The 19,276-nt window shown below is 69.8% G+C and carries 17 protein-coding genes and 1 riboswitch; of the genes, 10 read left to right on the forward strand and 7 right to left on the reverse strand.

All coding sequences use genetic code 11. From position 1 onward, the window contains the following. The first annotated feature begins 62 nt into the window (after nt 1-62). A riboswitch (SAM riboswitch) is annotated at nt 63-172 on the forward strand. A gap of 68 nt (nt 173-240) precedes the next feature. The 5 genes from IEZ20_RS40720 (at nt 241) to IEZ20_RS18110 (ending at nt 4,107) form a co-directional block, all read left to right on the forward strand. Then, a complete protein-coding gene (locus tag IEZ20_RS40720; protein ID WP_345523771.1) occupies nt 241-324 on the forward strand; it encodes a putative leader peptide in 84 nt (27 codons plus the stop codon). Nucleotides 325-522: 198 nt separating this feature from the next. Continuing rightward, entirely contained in the window at nt 523-1,347 is an 825-nt protein-coding gene (locus tag IEZ20_RS18095; protein WP_189299742.1) for a DUF1684 domain-containing protein, read from the forward strand. A gap of 47 nt (nt 1,348-1,394) precedes the next feature. Continuing rightward, entirely contained in the window at nt 1,395-2,435 is a 1,041-nt protein-coding gene (locus tag IEZ20_RS18100) for an LLM class flavin-dependent oxidoreductase (protein WP_189299744.1), read from the forward strand. A 481-nt stretch (nt 2,436-2,916) separates the two neighbouring features. Next, on the forward strand, nt 2,917-3,315 hold the full coding sequence (locus IEZ20_RS18105) for a gas vesicle structural protein GvpA (protein ID WP_189299746.1): 399 nt from the start codon (nt 2,917-2,919) through the stop codon (nt 3,313-3,315). A gap of 3 nt (nt 3,316-3,318) precedes the next feature. Then, nucleotides 3,319-4,107, forward strand: coding sequence for a GvpL/GvpF family gas vesicle protein (locus IEZ20_RS18110; RefSeq protein ID WP_189299748.1), 789 nt, complete (start codon nt 3,319-3,321; stop codon nt 4,105-4,107). A gap of 130 nt (nt 4,108-4,237) precedes the next feature. On the opposite strand, the gene IEZ20_RS40945 is transcribed toward IEZ20_RS18110, so the two are convergent. Then, complete coding sequence (locus IEZ20_RS40945; protein WP_506004958.1) at nt 4,238-4,531, reverse strand: DUF8730 family Cys-rich protein; 294 nt, start codon at nt 4,529-4,531, stop codon at nt 4,238-4,240. Nucleotides 4,532-5,469: 938 nt separating this feature from the next. On the opposite strand from IEZ20_RS40945, the gene IEZ20_RS18115 reads away from it, so the two are divergent. From IEZ20_RS18115 to IEZ20_RS18125, 3 genes are all read left to right on the forward strand, one after another. Further along, entirely contained in the window at nt 5,470-6,117 is a 648-nt protein-coding gene (locus tag IEZ20_RS18115; protein ID WP_189299750.1) for a YeeE/YedE family protein, read from the forward strand. After that, nucleotides 6,117-6,533 (forward strand): YeeE/YedE thiosulfate transporter family protein, encoded by a 417-nt coding sequence (locus IEZ20_RS18120; protein WP_189299752.1) that lies wholly within the window; start codon nt 6,117-6,119, stop codon nt 6,531-6,533. Before IEZ20_RS18115 ends, IEZ20_RS18120 begins: the two co-directional genes overlap by 1 nt. Before the next feature lie 494 nt (nt 6,534-7,027). Then, on the forward strand, nt 7,028-8,713 hold the full coding sequence (locus IEZ20_RS18125) for a ribonuclease J (RefSeq protein WP_189299754.1): 1,686 nt from the start codon (nt 7,028-7,030) through the stop codon (nt 8,711-8,713). A gap of 286 nt (nt 8,714-8,999) precedes the next feature. On the opposite strand, the gene IEZ20_RS18130 is transcribed toward IEZ20_RS18125, so the two are convergent. The 4 genes from IEZ20_RS18130 to IEZ20_RS18145 all read right to left on the reverse strand — a co-directional run bounded on the left by IEZ20_RS18130 (nt 9,000) and on the right by IEZ20_RS18145 (nt 12,760). Next, nucleotides 9,000-9,344, reverse strand: a complete 345-nt coding sequence (locus IEZ20_RS18130) for a MerR family transcriptional regulator (protein WP_189299756.1) — start codon at nt 9,342-9,344, stop codon at nt 9,000-9,002. Nucleotides 9,345-9,895: 551 nt separating this feature from the next. Then, nucleotides 9,896-10,384, reverse strand: a complete 489-nt coding sequence (locus IEZ20_RS18135; protein WP_189299758.1) for a GNAT family N-acetyltransferase — start codon at nt 10,382-10,384, stop codon at nt 9,896-9,898. A 567-nt stretch (nt 10,385-10,951) separates the two neighbouring features. Next, the gene (locus tag IEZ20_RS18140; protein WP_189299760.1) at nt 10,952-11,194 is read right to left on the reverse strand and encodes a DUF5302 domain-containing protein; all 243 of its coding nucleotides are present in this window, start codon (nt 11,192-11,194) and stop codon (nt 10,952-10,954) included. 150 nt (nt 11,195-11,344) lie between these two features. Next, nucleotides 11,345-12,760 (reverse strand): DEAD/DEAH box helicase, encoded by a 1,416-nt coding sequence (locus tag IEZ20_RS18145; protein ID WP_189299762.1) that lies wholly within the window; start codon nt 12,758-12,760, stop codon nt 11,345-11,347. Nucleotides 12,761-13,162: 402 nt separating this feature from the next. On the opposite strand from IEZ20_RS18145, the gene IEZ20_RS18150 reads away from it, so the two are divergent. After that, nucleotides 13,163-14,383 carry a metallophosphoesterase gene (locus tag IEZ20_RS18150; protein WP_189299766.1) on the forward strand — a complete coding sequence of 407 codons (1,221 nt, stop codon included), beginning with the start codon at nt 13,163-13,165 and terminating at the stop codon, nt 14,381-14,383. Nucleotides 14,384-14,421: 38 nt separating this feature from the next. Here the strand turns inward: IEZ20_RS18150 and IEZ20_RS18155 are convergent, their stop codons facing one another. Together IEZ20_RS18155 and IEZ20_RS18160 are read right to left on the reverse strand one after the other, a co-directional pair. Next, the gene (locus tag IEZ20_RS18155; RefSeq protein WP_189299912.1) at nt 14,422-16,218 is read right to left on the reverse strand and encodes an acyl-CoA dehydrogenase; all 1,797 of its coding nucleotides are present in this window, start codon (nt 16,216-16,218) and stop codon (nt 14,422-14,424) included. 128 nt (nt 16,219-16,346) lie between these two features. Then, entirely contained in the window at nt 16,347-16,547 is a 201-nt protein-coding gene (locus IEZ20_RS18160) for an SDR family oxidoreductase (protein WP_373303941.1), read from the reverse strand. A gap of 513 nt (nt 16,548-17,060) precedes the next feature. Here IEZ20_RS18160 and katG point away from each other — a divergent pair. Beyond that, nucleotides 17,061-19,253 carry a catalase/peroxidase HPI gene (gene katG / locus IEZ20_RS18165; protein WP_189299777.1) on the forward strand — a complete coding sequence of 731 codons (2,193 nt, stop codon included), beginning with the start codon at nt 17,061-17,063 and terminating at the stop codon, nt 19,251-19,253. The last annotated feature ends 23 nt before the right edge of the window (nt 19,254-19,276 follow it).

Here is a 19,276-nt window from a genome sequence, read left to right on the forward strand (position 1 = left end):
CGAAGCGACGGCTCGTCTCTCGACATTGACGGGCTACGACGGCGATAGGTAGCTTTTCAACCGGCATTGAGTGTCAGCGTCAAGCCCTGGCTTGCTGACCGGCAACCCTCCGACGCGGTGGGGTGCTCCAGGTGAAAGCCCGGCCGGGTCGCCGATCCGGCAAGCGCGTGGCGCCGTGGCAGGGGCCTGGGACACGGAGGGGTGAGCGTGCGGTACAGCAGCGTCCCCGGTCCCTCCCCCATGTGTGCGGCGACTTTCTCTCGGTTTTCCCGCCGACGCCACATCGATCTGCAGCGCATCACCAGCTGTCTGTGTCATGGCTGACTGCGTCCCGTCGGCTGTCTGAGGACGTTCAGCGCTGTTCGACGCCCGCGGCGCTCTTCTGTCGTTCCCCCCTCGTCCCCACGAGGGCTTTCGTGTTCACCCACCCCCGCCACAGCGACATCCGCGAGCTGCTCGCGGTGATCCCTGCGGCCGCCATGCCACGGCCGCGTCCCGGCCGATGCAAGCAAGGGAGCCCGCATGACCGTTCATGACACCACCGCAGACCTGTCCGCCTTCACCCACGACTGGCAGGAATGGCACACCAGGCAGGAGGCGGTACTCGCCGCCCCGCACGGGTTCCTCGCGATCACCGGGCAGCACTGGCTGGGTGAGGAACCGCAGCGTATCCCGGACGCTCCGGGCGCCTGGTCGACCGGGGCCGACGGGGTCGTCGTCATCCTCGACGACGGTGAGGAACTGGTCGTGGACGGCGTCCCCGTCCGCGGCGAGCACCGCTTCGGGGTGCTCCCGGAGCGCGGCGGAGTCAACGCGGTCTGGGGCGACGCCGTGATCGAGGTGGCCAAGCGCGGCGGACACGACATCGTCCGTCCCCGGCACCCGGACAACCCCCTGCGCACCGCCTTCACCGGCACGCCCGCCTATGCCCCGCATCCCCGCTGGGTGGTGACCGGCCGCTACACGGCCTTCGACGAGCCACGACCGACGACCGTGGGCGCGGCGGTCGAGGGCCTCGAGCACGTGTACGACGCACCGGGCCGGGTCGAGTTCGAACTGGACGGACGGCCCCAGGCCCTCACCGTGTTCCCCGGACACAGCCCGGGCAGTCTGCTGGTGCTGTTCACCGACGCGACGTCCGGGGTCACCACCTACGCCGCCAACCGGGCCCTCGTCCTCCCCCCGCCCGCCGCCGACGGCACGGTCGTCCTGGACTTCAACCGGGCGGCGAACCTGCCGTGCGCCTACACCGATCTGGCCACCTGCCCGCTGCCACCGGCAGAGAACCGGCTGCCCGTGGCGATCGAGGCCGGGCAGAAGATCCCACGTGAGCGGAGCGGCTCCTGAATGCCTCGCGCCACCGAGAAGACCACGACGAAGAGGGCGGACACCGCATGAGCACACCCACGATCAGCTCGCTGGCCTTTCTCACCCCGGGAAACTTCGCCGATGACGACCCGTACACCGGCCTGGAGGAAACCCTGCAGCTGTTCGAGTACGGCGAACGACTCGGCTTCGACGGTGCCTGGATCCGGCAACGCCATCTCGAACACGGTGTCGGCTCGGCCGCGGTGTTCCTCGCCGCCGCCGGCCAGCGCACCGAGCGGGTGGAACTGGGGACCGCGGTCATCCCGATCGGGTACGAGAACCCGTTCCGCCTCGCCGAGGACCTGGCGCTCGCCGACGTACTGTCCCGCGGCCGCCTGCAGGTCGGCTTCAGCACCGGCATGCCGCACGCCGAACTCCTCGGTGACCTGGTCCACGACGGGGACTGGCACAGCTTCGACCTGTCGTACGGCAGGATCGCCCGTGTCATCGACCACCTGCGCGGCGACTATCTCGGCGGCCCCGACACGGTCATCCGGTCGCCCGGCAACACCCAGCGGCCGCGCCTGCAGCCGCACGACCCCGGCCTGGTGGACCGGGTCTGGTACGGCGGGGGAAGTCTGCGCTCGATCCGCTGGGCCGCCGAGCACGGCCTGAACCTGCTCAGCGGCAACATCGTGACGGGCGAGGGCACCGACGACTTCACCACGGCCCAGCTCGCCCTGCTCTCCGAACACCGGCGGTTGATCACCAGCGACCGCTCGCCACGGGTGGCATTGGGACGGGTGATCGTGCCGTTCGACAGCGCGGACGCGACGACCCGGGCCCGCTACCGTGCGTACGCGGCCAGTCGGCACGCACGCACCCTGACGCCGCAGGGCCCGAAGCGGACCCTGTTCGCCCCGGACGTGGTGGGAACCGCGGACCAGATCCTGGAGCAGCTGACCGCTGATCCCGTGGTCGCGGCCGTCTCGGAGCTGCGTCTGGAGCTGCCGTACGAGTTCGAACGGGCCGACTACGAGCAGATCCTGTACGACGTACGGCACTCGATCGCGCCTGAGCTGGGCTGGCGGCCCGACTCCGCGCTGCTGCACGAGGCGGGCCGATGAGCCCCGATCCGCGGGAGCCGCCGTGCGGCCGGAGATCCACACCCGGGAGCCGTTTCGCCGACGGCCACCGCTTCAACCGATGCCGGGGCGAACGACACTGGGGTGCCACCTCTCCTCTTCGGCCACAGAGCGATCAGGTCGCTGCGGAGACTCGCATTGCGCGGCCGTCTGCTGACCGAGTTCCCGGCGGCCCTCGGCAGCGGACGGTGCCGCGTTCAAGACGGTGACGCGTTTGCGTGCTGCTCACGTCGGTCGGCAGAATCTTCACCTCGCCAGCCGTGATCACGTAAAGGTAATGTCCCGCTGCGCTGAGTCACGCGATGTAGATCCGGGCGCTCTCGTACTGGCGTTTGGTCTCGGGTGTGGGGGCTACTCGCACCCGGAAGCCTGCCCGCGGCGAGGGCCGGCGAAGTCGACGCGCTCCTGCTGGCGGTCTCCGCCGACGGAACCATGCAGAACGGACAGCAAGGGGATGGTCGCGATGACCGTAGCGACACAGCAGGGCGGCGGGGGCGGTTCCAGCGGACTGTATGACGTCCTGGAACTCATTCTCGACCGCGGACTGGTGATCGACGCGTTCGTGCGGGTCTCCCTCGTGGGCATCGAGATACTCAAGATCGACATACGGGTCGTGGTCGCCAGCGTCGACACCTACCTCCGCTTCGCCGAGGCGTGCAACCGCCTCGACCTCGAAGCGGGACCCCGCAAGCCGGCCGGACTCACCGAACTCACGGGAAAGATGACGGAGTCCGGTGCCCGCGGCAAGACCAAGGGAGCCCTGTCCGGCGCCGCGGAGACCATCTCCGAAGCCTTCAGGCAGGCACGCGACGAGGGCCAGGAGCGTCAGGGCGAGCGGGCCACGCGCAGGGGAGGGGAATAGCAGATGAGCACCTACGTCTACGGGATCATCCGCGCCTCCCACTCCCCCCTCCCCCAGGACCTGGACGGCGTCGGGGACCCCTCGCAGCCGGTGCGCGTACTGCGCGAGGGCGAGCTGGCCGCGATCGTCAGCGACGCCCCCGAGGAGCTGCGGCCCAAACGCCGTGATCTGCTCGCCCACCAGCACGTCCTGGACGAAGCAGGAGCAGACGGAGTGGTCCTGCCCATGCGGTTCGCCAGCGCCGCGCCGGACGACGACACGGTGACCCGGGTGCTCGCCGAGCGCGCCGGGCAATTGCTCGAGCGGCTGCAGGCGCTGGACGGCATGGCGGAGTACAACATCAAGGCCAACCACAACGAGGATGCCGTCCTCCGTCTGATCATGGCGAGCCACGACGACATCCGGTCCCTGGCCCAGGCGAACCGCGAAGCCGGCGGAGGCACGCAGGAGGACAGGATCCGGCTCGGGGAAATGGTCGCTGCCGCCGTCCAGGAACGCGAGGCGAGAGACGCGGAGCTGCTTCACCAGGCGCTGGCACCGATGGTCCGGGCGGTCAGCGTCGGAGCGCAGAGCACGGGCTGGCTGGCCAACCTTTCCTGCCTGGTGGAGCGCCGTTCGGCGGAGCGGTTCCTGACCGCGGTCGATGCACTCCGCCAGGAGCACCCGCACCTCGAGCTGCGGGTCAACGGCCCGCTGCCGCCCTACAGCTTCGCCGAACCCCCCTCATCCCCGCAGGCCGAAGGCGGCATCACAGAAGCGTTCGGAACCGCGGCAACCCAGCAGGACGAGTAGACGAGTAAGAGGCCGCCTTAGGCCCACACCTGACATCTTTGCGAGACCGACACGAAAGGCAAGGAGGCCAGGACACGGCAGCCGGCCCGGCTCCCCGTCCGGCGAGCGCAGGGCTCTGCCTCCGCTCGCCTCATGCCGGGCTTTTCATCCACGCGACGAGTCGGGCGAGCCAGCGCTCCTTCGCTCGGCCAGGCGGACCGTCCAGGTGCCGAGGAAGGTGCGTGCGTCGTACCGCTGCGTCCGGCCGGACCGGATCCGGTCCCGTTCGGGTTCTCGGCTCCCCCGTGGGCACACGCGTGCGCCCCGCCGGCTCACACGTGCACCGTTGATGAGCTGGCACGCCGGCGAGGACTTGCTCCACGTGTCCGCCGCAGCCCTCGTAGGTCGCCTTCCGGCATGACTCGCAGACAGCGCGTCGGCACATAATTCCCCTTCATTCACGCCACTATTAACGACCAGTAATATTAACAGTTTCGTCACAGCCGAATTCACGGTTTCGCCACACACAGCTCCCATATCTGCACCGTCTCCACGAACACCCGACCCCGTCGACAGAAGGGGCGCTCATGAGGCGGCACCACGACCCAATGATGCGTGACATGCCTCACTCGGCAATGTCGAGTGGTCATGCTCAGAATCCCCTGAAGTTGCCCGCCCTGCGGCAACAGTGGTTCCATCTCGCCCGGTCGAGAAACGGAGGAACCCCTTTCGTGTTGTGACAGGCCGTCACCGCGTCCTTTTTCAGTTCGTCGACCCGGACGCGGCGAGGCAAGAGACCGAGAACGGCAACCGCCCTCACGGATCGGGTGGTGTGCGCCGGTCAGAAGGGAGCAACGTGAGTTGCTCGCACGCCGCAGGATGCCCCCTCTTCCCCTTGCTCAGGGCGAGCTTGCAAGGGTGGCGCGACTACTACTGCGACAGCGAGGATCAGTGGCTCGGCTGTGCGCGCTACCAGGTGTCACTCACCGGCGAGCGTGTACCGATCAGTCTGCTGCCCAACGGGGCGAGCGCGCGACATCTTGAAGTCGCGGCCACCGGCGCGGACCCTTTCGACGCCGCCGCCCCGGAGCAGAGACTCCAGCAGGCCCCTGCACCACACCACCCCCGGCCCCAGGAGAACGCGTCCTGGTCGCCGACGGCACCCGCCGGGCCGCCCGAGCCGCCGGGACCCGTGCCCGCGGCATCGGAGACGGGGGCTCAGTTCGGGCCTGCATCTTCGACGGTACCGGTTTCGCACTACCGACCGTCAACGTCTGCACCAATTCCCCAGCCTCCGGACCGTTCATCCCGGCACGCGGGGCAACCCGCCAATGCGAGGCGCGGCTGGTGGACTCGATTCACCGAATGGATGGGAGGCCCCGCATGAGTGGCTACTGGCCCTGGTGGGCCGGCGCTGCCGGACTCGCACTGATCACCATCAACTACGCCCTCACCACCGACCGGTCCTTCGGGGTGTCGTCCGCGTGGGACCGCGTGCTGCACTGGCGCAGGGAACGCCGCCTCGAGGAGATGGACGCGGAATTCACCGACGAGCGCGCTCTCGCTGACGCTCTCGCAGCAGCTACGGCAGAGCACTTCGGCACCAGCCCCACCGCGCCGCCTGCCCCGTACGGGACTTCACAGCTGCTCGAGACAGGCGCCGAGCCGACGGTGAACGAGGACACCTCGGTGACGAACCCCGGCCCGGCCCCGCTCGTGACCCAGGCCGCCCTGCTGATATCGATCTTCTTCGGCGGACTGATCGCCGCGGTCACCTCCGGGCGGTTCCACCTCCGCTTCGACATGGGCCCGGGCTTCCGGAACGTGGTCACCGCACATCCGGCCACCATGACCGTCCTGCTGTTCCTCGGGGGCGTTCTGGTCGGCTTCGGCACCCGGCTGGCCGGCGGGTGCAGCTCCGGCCACGGACTCAACGGCTGCGGCCGTCTACGCCCGGTCAGCCTCGTGGCGACCGCCGTGTTCTTCGGCACCGCCGTCGCGGTGTCGTTCCTGCTGTGGAAGGTGATCTGATGCGTACCCGGGGTGCGATTCTGCTGGCCAACATCATCACCGGGCTGACACTCGGCTACACCGTCTCCAACATCGGCTTCGGCGACTACACCGAACTGAACCGCATGTTCACCTTCCAGGACCTGCGCATGCTCCTCTCCTTCGCCGGCGCCGTCGTGATCATCGTGTGCGCGTTCGCTCTGCTGCGGGTCCGCCGCACCCCGGGGCGCATCCATGCCGGCGTGATCCCCGGCGCGGTGCTGTTCGGTACCGGCTGGGCGATCTCAGGCGGATGCCCGGCCATCCCGATCGTCCAGGTCGCCTCCGGATACCTGCCCGCCCTCGTCACCATCCTCGGCGTCACCGTCGGTATCCGGCTGTGCCGCTGGGCCAACGCCCGCTACTTCCACCTGGACCGCGGCTCCTGCGGCCTGTGACCAGGGACATCCCCCGACAGCCCGCCGACACGAACGACCGCGTGGGGGTGAGCCTCCGTATCGCTCTGCTCGGGCCCATCCGGCCCACACCGACCCGTTGCCGTCTCCGACGGCGCCAGTCGCACACGTGTACCCGGTAGACGTCGCCGGCCGCTGCCGGTCATGCTCGTCCGCCTTCCGGTCCGACGGCTCATCGCGGAGCCGACGGCGGAGCGCTCGGACGGTCGGAACCGTGACGACGGCTGGTCGGGGCATCGCGATCGAGACACACCCGGCCGGCCCGGTACCAGCGACGTACCCTCCCCGGTCGGCGGGCGACACGGCGGAAGGCGGGACACCCCGGTCACAGATCTTTCAGGGTGGTCCGAAGCTAAGATCGAGTATCTTCTGTCGACCCGGGTCCGGGAGCCCTGACCTGGGGAAATCAGCAGGAGCTGTCCTGCGGCGCGGTGGCGATGGATCATCCTGTCCCGCTCTCCGGGTACCGTCAGGGTATGAGTCATCCGCACCCCGAGCTGAAAGCCGCCCCGCCCCTTCCCGAAGGAGGGCTGCGGGTCATCGCCCTGGGCGGCCTGGGTGAGATCGGCCGCAACATGACCGTCTTCGAGCACGCGGGCAAGCTGCTCATCGTCGACTGTGGCGTGCTGTTCCCCGAAGAGACGCAGCCCGGCGTGGACGTGATCCTGCCGGACTTCACCTCGATCCGGCACCGGCTGGACGACATCGTGGCCGTGGTACTCACCCACGGCCACGAGGACCACATCGGCGGCGTGCCGTACCTGCTGCGCGAGCGGAGGGACATCCCGGTCGTCGGTTCCAAGCTGACGCTGGCGTTCCTGGAGGCCAAGCTCAAGGAACACGGCATCCGCCCGCGCACGGTGCGGGTCCGGGAGGGCGACCGCCGTGCCTTCGGTCCCTTCGACTGCGAGTTCGTGGCGGTCAACCACTCCATCCCCGACAGCCTCGCGGTCGCGATCCGCACCCGGGCCGGGATGGTGCTGCACACCGGCGACTTCAAGATGGACCAGTTCCCTCTCGACGACCGCATCACCGATCTGCGCGCCTTCGCCCGCCTCGGCGAGGAGGGCGTGGACCTGTTCCTCACCGACTCCACGAACGCCGAAGTACCCGGCTTCACCACCTCCGAGCGTGAGCTGAACCCGGCGATCGAGCAGGTGATGCGCACCGCGCCGCGCCGGGTCATCGTCTCCAGTTTCGCCAGCCACGTGCACCGCATCCAGCAGGTCCTGGACGCCGCCCACCAGCACGGCCGCAAGGTCGCCTTCGTCGGCCGGTCGATGGTCCGCAACATGGGCATCGCCCGTGACCTGGGCTATCTGAACGTCCCCTCCGGTCTGGTCGTGAGCACGAAGGAGCTGGAGAAGCTCCCGGATCACAAGGTCGCTCTGGTGTGCACCGGCTCCCAGGGCGAACCGATGGCCGCGCTGTCACGGATGGCCAACCGCGACCACATGATCCGCATCGGCAAGGACGACACCGTCCTGCTCGCCAGCTCCCTCATCCCCGGCAACGAGAACGCCATCTACCGGGTGATCAACGGACTCACCCGGTGGGGTGCCCACGTGGTCCACAAGGGCAACGCCAAGGTGCACGTCTCCGGGCATGCCAGCGCCGGCGAACTCGTCTACTGCTACAACATCGTCAAGCCGCGCAACGTCATGCCCGTGCACGGCGAATTCCGCCACCTGCGGGCCAACGCCGACCTCGCCATCCGTACCGGTGTCGACCCCGACCGGGTCGTCATCGCCGAGGACGGCGTCGTCGTCGACCTGGTCGACGGGCGCGCATCCATCACCGGCAAGGTCCCCGCCGGCAACGTCTACGTGGACGGCATGGAGGTCGGCGGTGCCACCGAGGCATCCCTGAAGGACCGCCTCACTCTCGCCGCCGAAGGCGTGGTCACGGTGGTGGCGATCGTCGACGCCGACACCGGCGCCCTCGCCGAGGCCCCCGACTTCCTGGCCCGGGGCTTCGTCCACGACGACGCCACCTTCGAGCCGGTCGTCCCCGTCATCGAGAAGACCCTGGCCACCGCGGCCGAGGAGGGCGTCGGGGACGCGCGCCAACTCGAACAACTCCTCGCCCGCGCCGTGGCGAACTGGGCGTTCCGCACCCACCGCCGCAAGCCCCTCATCATCCCGGTCATCATCGACGCCTGAGCCCGGCCCGGCAGCACGGTCCCCGTCCCTGCCTCGGCACCGCCCGCGACGGATCTCCCGGGCGGTGCCGCCCCGGTCGGTTGCCGCTCCTTCTTCTCCCGGTTCGCCCCTCGGCGCCCGCTCCATGCACCACGCCCGCTCGCGGTTCTCTCATCCGTGGAGTTCCGTGGAGTTCCGTGGAGTCCGGCGGCGCGTTGAGCCGCCTGAGCCGCGGACCGGCGGTGCGGTCCGTCGGCGGCCTCGTCCGCCTGCAGTGCGTCGGGTGCCTCGGGTTCGGGCGTTCTGATCAGGTTGATGTCTTCGGGCGAGGCTCGCGGCCCTCGGCGCGCAGTTGCTCGTTGATGCGCAGCGCTTCTTCGAGCTGGTCTTCGAGGATGACGATGCGGCAGGCGGCCTCTATGGAGGTGCCCTGGTCGACGAGTTCGCGGGCGCGGGCAGCGATGCGCAGCTGGTACCGGGAGTAGCGGCGATGGCCGCCGTCGGAACGCAGCGGGGTGATCAGGCGGTGGTCACCGAGGGCACGGAGGAAGGCAGGGGTGGTGCCGAGCATCTCGGCGGCGCGGCCCATGGTGTAGGCGGGGTAGTTGTCGTCGTCGAGAGGGCCGACGGGACGGGAACCGGCAGGCGGCATAGACCTCTTCTTTCGGGGACGCGTCGGGGGGCCCGGGTGCCGTACCGGCACCCGGGCCCCGAGCTTTCAACACCATCTACCGGCGCACTGCGCCGGCCCTCTTCTTCCGCAGGTACCGCCTGGGAGGGCGGGATTGCGGGGATCGCGGATGCGTGACCGGGGACCACCTTCCAATCCGGGGCCTTGCGGTACCCGGGCGGACTGCTTCCTCGCCCGGGCGATCCTGATGGCGTTCTGCTCCTTACCTTTCGATTACGCGGATACCGCGGGTGCTGCTCACAGCCCTGCTGGGCCGTGTCCTTCTGAGCTGCCTGCACAGCAGTTCGTGCCTGCTGTGCCCACTTCGACTTCTGGGTACGAAGACAACGCTAACCCCGTGGCGGCGGCATGTCTATCGTCGCCACGACAGTTTTTCTGCATGGAACGTGCGCCTGCTTCCACCTCGGACGCACCTGGAGTCCCCCGTCACGTCCCCTCGCCAGGACAGGACGACGGCACGGACGGAGGGCGCCATGCGGCGAAGCCGGTGCCCCGCGAACCGGCTCACCGCGTCATTCCGAAGGAATACGAAACTCGAATTCGGGACGGTCCCACAGGACGGCGGGCGGGTTCGCGAGGGCGGTCCCGGTCCGTATCGCCCCGACGCGGTGGTAGAAGTCCTCGGCGGGACGATGCGAGACGACCTTGACGCGGTCGAGCCCGGCGGCACGGGCCTCGGACTGCATGTGCGCGACGAGCAGTCGTCCGATGCCCCGTCCTTGCGCTTCGTCGGCGACGAACAGCAGGTCGAGCTCCGGTGGAGCGAGCACGAGCGAGTAGAAGCCGAGGACCCGGCCTCCCTGCTCGTCGGAGCCGACGGCCACGTAGGTGCGGTGGGCCTCGATGTAGTCGGGACCGACCCGGTAGCCCGCGACTGCGGCCGCGTACTTGCCCTCGTAGGCGCCTGAGCCACGCACGAGCCGGGTGAGCCTTTTGGCATCCCGCGCGACGGCCCTCCGTATGGTGACCTGCTGACTGATCGGGGAGGTGCGTGAACCCATCGGGAGAGTATGTCGCACCGGGGGGGTGCCTTCGTTCGGAGGGTTCGGCAGGCGTTCCTGCACCGCTCTCGTCCTCGCCCGCTTGCAAGGCCCGGACACCGGCCCCTGGACGCTTCGCAAGACAGTGCGATTCCGAAATCGACGGCAGGTGAATCGTCGTCCGCGGGTTGAAAACCGAGGGACGTGGCACCCGTCCGGCGGCGGGCCGGCCACGCGAACCACGTCTCGTAGAGGCCAACGGTCCGGCAATGAGCCGCTAGGCCGCACGAGGCCGGTACGACCCGCCGGCCCGGTTGTCGTCGCGGGGCTGCCCGGCGACAACCGGTGCGGCCGGCCCGAGCCGTTACCGGGACGCCCATGGCAAGGGCACCATGGCGGATGCTCCCCATCGTCCGGACTCCCTCGCAGCGGTTGCCGAACTCGTCCGTCTCGCCACCCGGCCGCGGTGTCACCGTTTCCCCTGCCCCCTCCGGCCCGGCCGGACGGGCCGGGCGCGTGCCCGGACGCCGCACGCGCGCGAGGCACGCAGAGTGCCGCTGAGGCGGCCGGACTGCGGGACTGATCGACTCAGCCGCCGCTCTTGCGCCTGAACGACCGCTGGCTCGCAGCCGGGCCGTGCGCTGCGCGCACCTTGGACGCATCCGGGTTGGCGCCGACATCGGCCGCGTCCCCCTGCGCACCGCGCTTGCGCTCCAGGGCTTCACGGAACTTGCGCTTGAGGTCGTAGTTGCCGTCGCTGTCCGGCTCCAGAGGGGACGTCTCCGGGGCAGCCGGCTCCGAACCTTCCGTAGATACGGGCTCTGCGGTCATGGTGACCTCCTGGGTTCGGGGGTGGGCCAGCACAGCTTGTCATGCCGGGCGAGGCCCGGGACGCCGACAACATCATCCTGTTCCGTTTCGGGACGGGCTCAGGGCTGTCGATCCCGTGGTGACGAGACTCGCGGACAGGGCAAGTGGGTCTCAGCCGCTGCGACGGACGCGGGCGGCCTTGCGGGCCTCGGCGAGCTTGCGGGCCTCGCCGGCCTTGCGGGACGTGCCGCGGGCACCGCGGGAGGTGTCCTTGCTGGTGCCGAGGCCGCGGAAGGGAGCGTTGCTGTTCTTGGGCCGGGGGACGGCGGGCCCGCCGTCGAGCGGGGTGCCGGAGGGAGTCCTGGCGCCGGTGATCCGGCTCAGCTCCGCCTCGCCCGAGCGCACCTTGGTGACGGTCGGCTCGATGCCGGCCTCGGCCATCATGCGGCTCGTCTCGCGGCGCTGGCCCGCCGGCACGAGCGTGACCACGCTGCCGGACTCGCCGGCGCGGGCGGTGCGGCCGGCCCGGTGCACATAGTCCTTGGGGTCCGTGGGCGGGTCGACGTTGACCACGAGATCGAGGCCGTCGACGTGCAGGCCACGGGCCGCGACGTTGGTCGCCACCAGAGCGGTGATCTCGCCGTTCTTGAACTGCGCCAGAGTCCGTGTGCGCTGCGGCTGGGACTTGCCGCTGTGCAGGGCCCCGGCGTGCACCCCGCTGGCCCGCAGGTGCCGGGTGAGCTGGTCGACGGAGTGCTTGGTGTCGAGGAACAGCAGTACGCGGCCGTCGCGGGCGGCGATCTCCGTGACGACGGCGTAGCGGTCGGGGCCGTGGACGACCAGAACGTGGTGCTCCATCGTCGTGACCGTGCCCGCGGGCGGGTCGACCGAGTGGACGACGGGGTCGTGCAGGTAGCGGCGGACCAGCAGATCGACGTCGCGATCCAGAGTGGCCGAGAACAGCATCCTCTGACCGTCGGGGTGTACCTGGTCAAGGACGTCGACGACCTGCGGCAGGAATCCCAGGTCGCACATCTGGTCGGCCTCGTCCATCACGGTGATCCTCACCCGTCCCAGGCGGCAGGCGTTGCGCTCGATCAGGTCGTGCAGGCGGCCGGGGGTGGCGACGACCACCTCGGCTCCCTGGCGCAGCGCGGCGACCTGCCGGCCGATCGACATGCCGCCGACGACCGTGGCCATCCGCACCTGCAGGGCCTCGGCGTACGGCGTCAGCGCCTCGGTGACCTGTTGGGCCAGCTCCCGGGTGGGCACGAGGATCAGAGCGTACGGCTGCTTCGGTTCGGCGCGCCGCCCGGCCGTGCGCGTCAGCAGCGGCAGGCCGAAGGCGAGCGTCTTGCCCGATCCGGTGCGTCCACGTCCCAGGACGTCGCGCCCCTTCAGGGCATCGGGAAGTGTGGCGGCCTGGATCGGAAAAAGTTCACGCATCCCGAGTCGGCTCAGTGTCCGCAGCACCCCGGCCGGCAGTTCCAGACCGGCGAAGGAGACGGCCGGGGGCAGCGCCGGGATCGTGGCCTCGGGCCGGGCGGGACCGCCGTGAGCGATGCCGGAGTCATCGGGGTGCTTCATGAACAGCCTTCCGCAGAGGAACGAACCGAGGAAGGCCCGGCAGGCTGGTCCAGCCCACGCACAAGCGGAACCGAACGGGCAGAACGCCTACCGCGACGACCACGCAAACGCACAACGATAACACAAGGCGCGCCATCGCCCGTGATACCGATCGCCCCTCGCGCGTGCACCGACGCAGCCCGGCAGCCCTTCCGGCGAAGCCCGGCAGCCCCACTCCTGTCTCACCGGACCGGTATCGGTGGTGGTCGCCGCACGTGGACGCGGTACAGGGTCGGCAAGCCGGACACCGACCGGCCCCGACCCTTCGCCCCAAGGGGCCGTGCTCGTGACCGTCCGGTCCGCCCGGCCCGAGGGCGACCGGATACAGTGCGCGGGACGGCAGCCTGGTCAGGGAGGGCAAGCGTGACCACCACCAGCAACACCCGGCCCGCCGACGGTGAGGCGCAGGCGCCGCGGCGGAGCCGGCTGCACCGCCTGATGCGCTTCCTCCCCCTGGTCGCCCCCGTCCTGTTGTGGGCCGTGCCCTGCTGGGTGCTCCTGTACACCGGCCAGCACTGGCCGCTGCCCGTCGCACTGGCCGGCACCGTCCTGTTCGTCCTCGGCCTCATGTGTATGCCGCTCGCGATGGTCCGCGGCCACGGCCGGCGCCAGCAGGACCGGGCGGCGATCGTCGGTGACACCCTGCTGGGCACCAGCTGGGTCCTGTTCACCTGGTCCGTTCTGCTCGGCGTCCTCTTGCGGCTCGCCCTGACCGCGGCCGGCGTCGGCGAGAGCCATGACCGGGCCCGGATCGTCACCTGGGCCGTCCTCGGCGTCACCGCCGTACTGCTCGCCTGGGGGTACGCCGAGGCCCGCCGCGTTCCCCGCGTGCGCCGACTCGACGTGCAACTCCCGCGGCTGGGCGCCGGACTGGACGGCCTGCGTGTCGTCCTCCTCACCGACACCCACTACGGCCCACTCGATCGCGCCCGCTGGTCGGCGCGGGTGTGCGAGAGGGTGAACAGCCTGGAGGCCGACCTGGTCTGCCACACCGGCGACATCGCGGACGGCACGGCCGAACGCCGCCGCGCCCAGGCCGTCCCACTCGGTACCGTGCGGGCCACCCGTGCCCGCGTGTACGTCACCGGCAACCACGAGTACTACAGCGAGGCCCAGGGCTGGGTCGACCTGATGGACGAGCTGGGCTGGGAGCCGCTGCGCAACCGCCACCTGCTGCTCGAACGCGGAGGCGACACCCTCGTGGTCGCCGGCGTGGACGACGTCACCGCCGAGTCCTCCGGTCTGGCGGGCCACCGCGCCCACCTCGCCGGAGCCCTGAACGGCACGGATCCCGACCTGCCCGTCCTGCTCCTGGCACACCAGCCCAAGTTCATCGGCCGGGCGGCAGCCGCCGGTGTCGACCTCCAGCTTTCCGGCCACACCCACGGCGGCCAGATCTGGCCCTTCCACCACCTGGTCCGCATCGACCAGCCCGCCCTCGCCGGCCTCAGCCACCACGGCACCCGCACCCTCCTCTACACCAGCCGCGGCACCGGCTTCTGGGGACCGCCGTTCCGCGTCTTCGCCCCCAGCGAGATCACCCTGCTCGTACTCCGCTCCCCCCACCTGCCCACCGCGCCGTAGCACCGGACGGGCCCACAGGTCCGGTCGCAGAGGCAGACTCAGAAGCAGTCCGCGGGCATGTCGAGGGTGGTGCGGTCGAGGCTTTCCAGCAGTGCGAACTGCGCCTGCGTGCGGGGCAGTTCGTACCGGAAGAAGTACTGACCCGCCCGGCGCTTGCCCTCGTAGAAGGCGCCGCTGTGTCCGGCGGCGGCCAGCATCTGCTCCAGCCACATCCAGGCGACCACGACGTGTCCCACGGCCTCCAGGTAGACCGAGGCGTTGGCGAGGGCGGTCTCGGCGTCGCCGGCCTCCCACAGGCGCCGTGTCACGGCGGCGACGCGGGCGACGGAGGCGTCCAGCTGTCGTCCGAAGCCGGCGGTCCGGTCGTCCGCGGCCGCCGCGCGGGCGGTCGTCATGGAGATGGTCTCGATGAGCAGGCGGAGCCCCGCGCCGCCGTCCATGACGACCTTCCGGCCCAGCAGGTCGAGGCCGTGGACGCCGTGCGTCCCCTCGTGGATGGGGTTGAGGCGGTTGTCCCGGTAGAACTGCTCGACGTTGTACTCGCGGGTGTAGCCGTAGCCGCCGTGGACCTGGATGGCGAGGTTGTTGGCCTCCAGGCACCACTGGGAAGGCCAGCTCTTGGCGATCGGGGTGAGCATGTCCAGCAACAGACCGGCGCGGGCCCGCTCGTCGGCCGTCGGGGCGGTGCGCTCATCGTCCAGCAGCCGCCCGCAGTACAGGATGAGAGCCAGCGCGCCTTCGACGTACGACTTCTGGGCGAGCAGCATGCGCCGGACGTCGGGGTGCCCGACGATCGGGATCTGGGGGGTGGTGGCGTCCCTGGCCGCGAGCGGGCGCCCCTGGGGCCGCGTGCGCGCGTAGTCCAGGGCGTGCAGGTAGCCGGTGTAACCGAGCGCCGTCGCACCGAGGCCGACACCGATGCGGGCCTCGTTCATCATGTGGAACATGTAGGACAGTCCGCGGTGGGGCTCCCCGACCAGGAAGCCGACGGCACCGGGGGCTCCGCCGGGCCGGAAGACGCCCTCACCGAAGTTCAGCAGCGTGTTGGTCGTCCCTCGACAGCCCATCTTGTGATTGAGGCCGGCCAGGGCGACGTCGTTGCGCTCGCCGAGCGTTCCGTCGGCCCCCACCAGGATTTTGGGGACGATGAAGAGCGAGAGCCCCTTCACCCCGGGCGGGCCGCCGGGGATCCTGGCCAGGACCAGGTGGACGATGTTCTCCGTCAGTTCGTGGTCGCCGGCCGAGATCCACATCTTGTTGCCGAACAGGCGGTAGGTGCCGTCGTCGGCCCGTTCCGCGCGGGTGCGCACGTCGGCCAGCGAGGATCCCGCCTGGGGTTCCGACAGGCACATGGTCCCGGAGAAGCGGCCCTCGACCATCGGGCGGACGTAGGTGTCGATCTGCCCGGGGGTGCCGTGGGCCAGCAGCAGGTTCGCGTTGCCGATGGTGAGGAAGGGATAGGCGGCCGTTCCCACGTTGGCCGCCTGGAACCAGGCGAAGCAGGCGTTGGCCACCACGCTGGGCAGCTGCATGCCGCCCACCTCGTGGTCCATGCCCCCGCCGATCAGCCCGGCGCCGGCGAAGACCTTCAGGGCCTCTCCGACTTCGGGGATGACGTGCACGCGCTCGCCGTCGAAGCGGGGCTCCTGGGTGTCGTTCTTCTTGTTGTGCGGGGCGAAGTGCCGGGTGGCGATCGTCTCGCCGAGATCCAGTACCGCGTCGAAGGTTTCGCGCGAGTGGTCGGCGAAGCGGGGGCGCGCGGTCAGGGATTCGACCTCGAGCCACTCGTGCAGCAGGAAGTCGAGGTCGCGGCGGGAGAGCAGGAGGGAGGCCATGGTGTTCTTCTTCTCGGGTTCGGGGGTTGTTGGTGTCACGGGTTGCTCGTGCCACGGGTTGTTTGTGCCACGGGCTGTTTGTGCCACGGGCTGTTTGTGCCACGGGGAGGGGAGCTGTCGCCGGCCGGTCAGACCGTGGTGCCGAGGCCGCCGTCGACGGGGATGGCGGGGCCGGTGACGTAGGCGCCCGCACGGCTGGCCGGATGGACGGCGACGCCCGCCAGGTCGTCCGGCCGCCCGATCCGGCGCAGCGGAGCCGACTCCGCGGTCGCCTCACCCGTGGCGTCCAGGGTGGCGGCCGTCATCCTGGACTCGAAGGGGCCGGTCACGGGGGAGGTTCTGTCGGGGAGGGAGAACAGTGAGGTACCAGCGGACTCCTGCGGGGAGGGGTGGCACGGGCAGGCTGGTCCCGCCCGAGTAGATACTAAGCAGTCGCTTAGAGATGGGCCAAGCCCCGCGTCCGCGAACCCTCGTCCCGCTCCTGACGCGGCACCCACCGGGCGCCCGACCCGGGGATCACCAGCAACGGCACAGGGGCTGTCGTATTCGATTCGGCTTGCTTCGGAAATCGGCACGGCGGAGAAAGGCCGCCCCTTCTCCCATCTCTGCCACCCCTTCTCCTGTCCCCCTTTCTCTCACCTCTGTCATGCGGGGTGTTCCGCGTGTTTCATAGAGGTGTGGTCTGAGGTGCGCGACCATACGGAAGCGGCACAGCGCATTTTCCGGCCGGTGGGCGCCACGGCACGTCGATGGTGCGGGTCGGCGTGCTCGACACCAGCAAAACCAACGACGTCAAGAGCGACAGCCGGCAGAAGGAACACGAGACAGGAAGAAGGACGGGCATGTCCGGCAGTGAAAGCGAGAATCCAGTAATCCCGTCACCGACGCCCACACCGACTCGGCGGCCCAGGACGAACAGGGACTGGTGGCCGAATCAGCTGGACCTCCAGGTTCTCCACCAGCACTCGCCCCGAGCCAACCCGATGGACGAGGACTTCGACTACGCGAAGGAGTTCGCGACCCTCGACGTCGACGCGCTGAAGCGTGACGTCTTCGAGATGATGACGACATCCCAGGACTGGTGGCCCGCCGACTACGGTCACTACGGACCGCTCTTCATCCGGATGAGCTGGCATGCCGCGGGAACGTACCGCATCGCGGACGGCCGCGGCGGTGGCGGCAGCGGCGCACAGCGCTTCGCCCCCCTCAACAGCTGGCCGGACAACGCGAGCCTGGACAAGGCGCGCCGTCTGCTGTGGCCGGTGAAACAGAAGTACGGCCGGAAGATCTCCTGGGCCGATCTTCTGGTCTTCGCCGGGAACTGTGCCATGGAATCCATGGGGTTCAAGACGTTCGGGTTCGGTTTCGGACGAGAGGACATCTGGGAACCCGAGGAGATCTTCTGGGGGCCTGAGGACACATGGCTCGGAGATGAGCGCTACAGCGGCGACAGGGAACTCACCGGTCCTTTCGCCGCCGTACAGATGGGACTGATCTACGTCAATCCGGAGGGGCCCAACGGAAACCCGGACCCGGTGGCCGCCGCCCAGGACATCCGGGAGACGTTCGGGCGCATGGCGATGAACGACGAGGAGACGGTCGCGCTCATCGTCGGCGGTCACACCTTCGGCAAGTGCCACGGCGCGGTGGAAGCCAGTTACATCGGCCCGGAGCCCGAGGCTGCCCCCATCGAGCAGCAGGGCCTCGGCTGGCGGAACACCTACGGCAGCGGCACGGGCCCCCACGCGCTCACCAGTGGCCTGGAGGGCGCGTGGACCACCGAGCCGACCCAGTGGGACAACGGGTATCTGGACAATCTCTACGGGTACGAGTGGGAGCTGACGAGCAGTCCCGCCGGCGCCCACCAGTGGACTCCCTCGGATCCCGCGGCCCGGGACACCGTACGAGACGCCCACGATCCGTCGAAGCGGCACGCGCCCATGATGCTGACGACGGACCTCGCGCTGAAGGTGGACCCGGTCTACGGCCCGATCACGAAGAGGTTCCACGAGAACCCGGACGAACTGGCGGTGGCGTTCGCCAAGGCGTGGTACAAACTGCTGCACCGCGACATGGGACCGCTTTCGCGTTACCTCGGCCCGTGGATTCCCGAGCCGCAGCTGTGGCAGGACCCGGTTCCCGCCGTCGATCACGAGCTGGTCGGGGACGAGGACATCGCCGCCCTCAAGGACCGGATCCTCGCCTCGGGGCTCTCCGGCTCCCAGCTGGTCACCACCGCCTGGTCGTCGGCGGCGAGCTTCCGCGGCACCGACAAGCGCGGCGGGGCGAACGGGGCACGGATCCGGCTCGCGCCGCAGAAGGACTGGGCGCTCAACGACGTCCCCGAGGTGACGGAGGCAGTGCGCACGCTGGAGGGGATCCAGCAGGACTTCAACCTCTCCCGGACCGACGGAACGCGGGTCTCCCTCGCCGACCTGATCGTCCTCGGCGGGTGCGCGGCCGTCGAGCAGGCCGCGAGGAACGCCGGGTACGACATCACGGTCCCGTTCGCACCGGGGCGTACGGACGCCTCCCAGGAGCAGACCGACGCGGCGTCGTTCGCCGTGCTGGAGCCCAGGGCGGACGCCTTCCGCAACTACCTTCCGGCGGGCGAGAAGCTGTCGCCGGAGACCCTCATGCTGGACCGCGCCAACCTGCTCACGCTGACCGCTCCCGAGATGACGGTGCTGATCGGCGGCATGCGGGCCCTGAACACCGGTTTCCAGGGGTCTCCCCACGGTGTCTTCACCCACCGGCCGGGAGTCCTGACCAACGACTTCTTCGTCAACCTGCTCGACATGGGCACGGAGTGGAAGGCGTCGGCCACGGACGAGAACGTGTTCGAAGGCCGGGATCGCGCCACCGGCGAGGTCAAGTGGACCGCCACCGCCGTCGACCTGATCTTCGGTGCGCACTCCCAGCTCCGGGCCGTCTCGGAGGTCTACGCGTCCCGGGACGCGGAAGAGAAGTTCGTGCGCGACTTCGTGACGGCGTGGAACAAGGTGATGAATCTCGACCGGTTCGACCTCGCCTGAGCCCGACACCCCGGGCGGCCCTC

Origin of the sequence: Streptomyces cinerochromogenes (genome assembly GCF_014648635.1) — a bacterium.
Lineage (GTDB): Bacteria > Actinomycetota > Actinomycetes > Streptomycetales > Streptomycetaceae > Streptomyces > Streptomyces cinerochromogenes.

Coding starts and splice junctions, on each gene's coding strand:
- IEZ20_RS40720 (WP_345523771.1), top strand. CDS start 241: ATGTGTGCGGCGACTTTCTCTCGGTTTTCCCGCCGACGCCACATCGAT.
- IEZ20_RS18095 (WP_189299742.1), top strand. CDS start 523: ATGACCGTTCATGACACCACCGCAGACCTGTCCGCCTTCACCCACGAC.
- IEZ20_RS18100 (WP_189299744.1), top strand. CDS start 1,395: ATGAGCACACCCACGATCAGCTCGCTGGCCTTTCTCACCCCGGGAAAC.
- IEZ20_RS18105 (WP_189299746.1), top strand. CDS start 2,917: ATGACCGTAGCGACACAGCAGGGCGGCGGGGGCGGTTCCAGCGGACTG.
- IEZ20_RS18110 (WP_189299748.1), top strand. CDS start 3,319: ATGAGCACCTACGTCTACGGGATCATCCGCGCCTCCCACTCCCCCCTC.
- IEZ20_RS40945 (WP_506004958.1), bottom strand. CDS start 4,531: ATGTGCCGACGCGCTGTCTGCGAGTCATGCCGGAAGGCGACCTACGAG.
- IEZ20_RS18115 (WP_189299750.1), top strand. CDS start 5,470: ATGAGTGGCTACTGGCCCTGGTGGGCCGGCGCTGCCGGACTCGCACTG.
- IEZ20_RS18120 (WP_189299752.1), top strand. CDS start 6,117: ATGCGTACCCGGGGTGCGATTCTGCTGGCCAACATCATCACCGGGCTG.
- IEZ20_RS18125 (WP_189299754.1), top strand. CDS start 7,028: ATGAGTCATCCGCACCCCGAGCTGAAAGCCGCCCCGCCCCTTCCCGAA.
- IEZ20_RS18130 (WP_189299756.1), bottom strand. CDS start 9,344: ATGCCGCCTGCCGGTTCCCGTCCCGTCGGCCCTCTCGACGACGACAAC.
- IEZ20_RS18135 (WP_189299758.1), bottom strand. CDS start 10,384: ATGGGTTCACGCACCTCCCCGATCAGTCAGCAGGTCACCATACGGAGG.
- IEZ20_RS18140 (WP_189299760.1), bottom strand. CDS start 11,194: ATGACCGCAGAGCCCGTATCTACGGAAGGTTCGGAGCCGGCTGCCCCG.
- IEZ20_RS18145 (WP_189299762.1), bottom strand. CDS start 12,760: ATGAAGCACCCCGATGACTCCGGCATCGCTCACGGCGGTCCCGCCCGG.
- IEZ20_RS18155 (WP_189299912.1), bottom strand. CDS start 16,218: ATGGCCTCCCTCCTGCTCTCCCGCCGCGACCTCGACTTCCTGCTGCAC.
- katG (WP_189299777.1), top strand. CDS start 17,061: ATGTCCGGCAGTGAAAGCGAGAATCCAGTAATCCCGTCACCGACGCCC.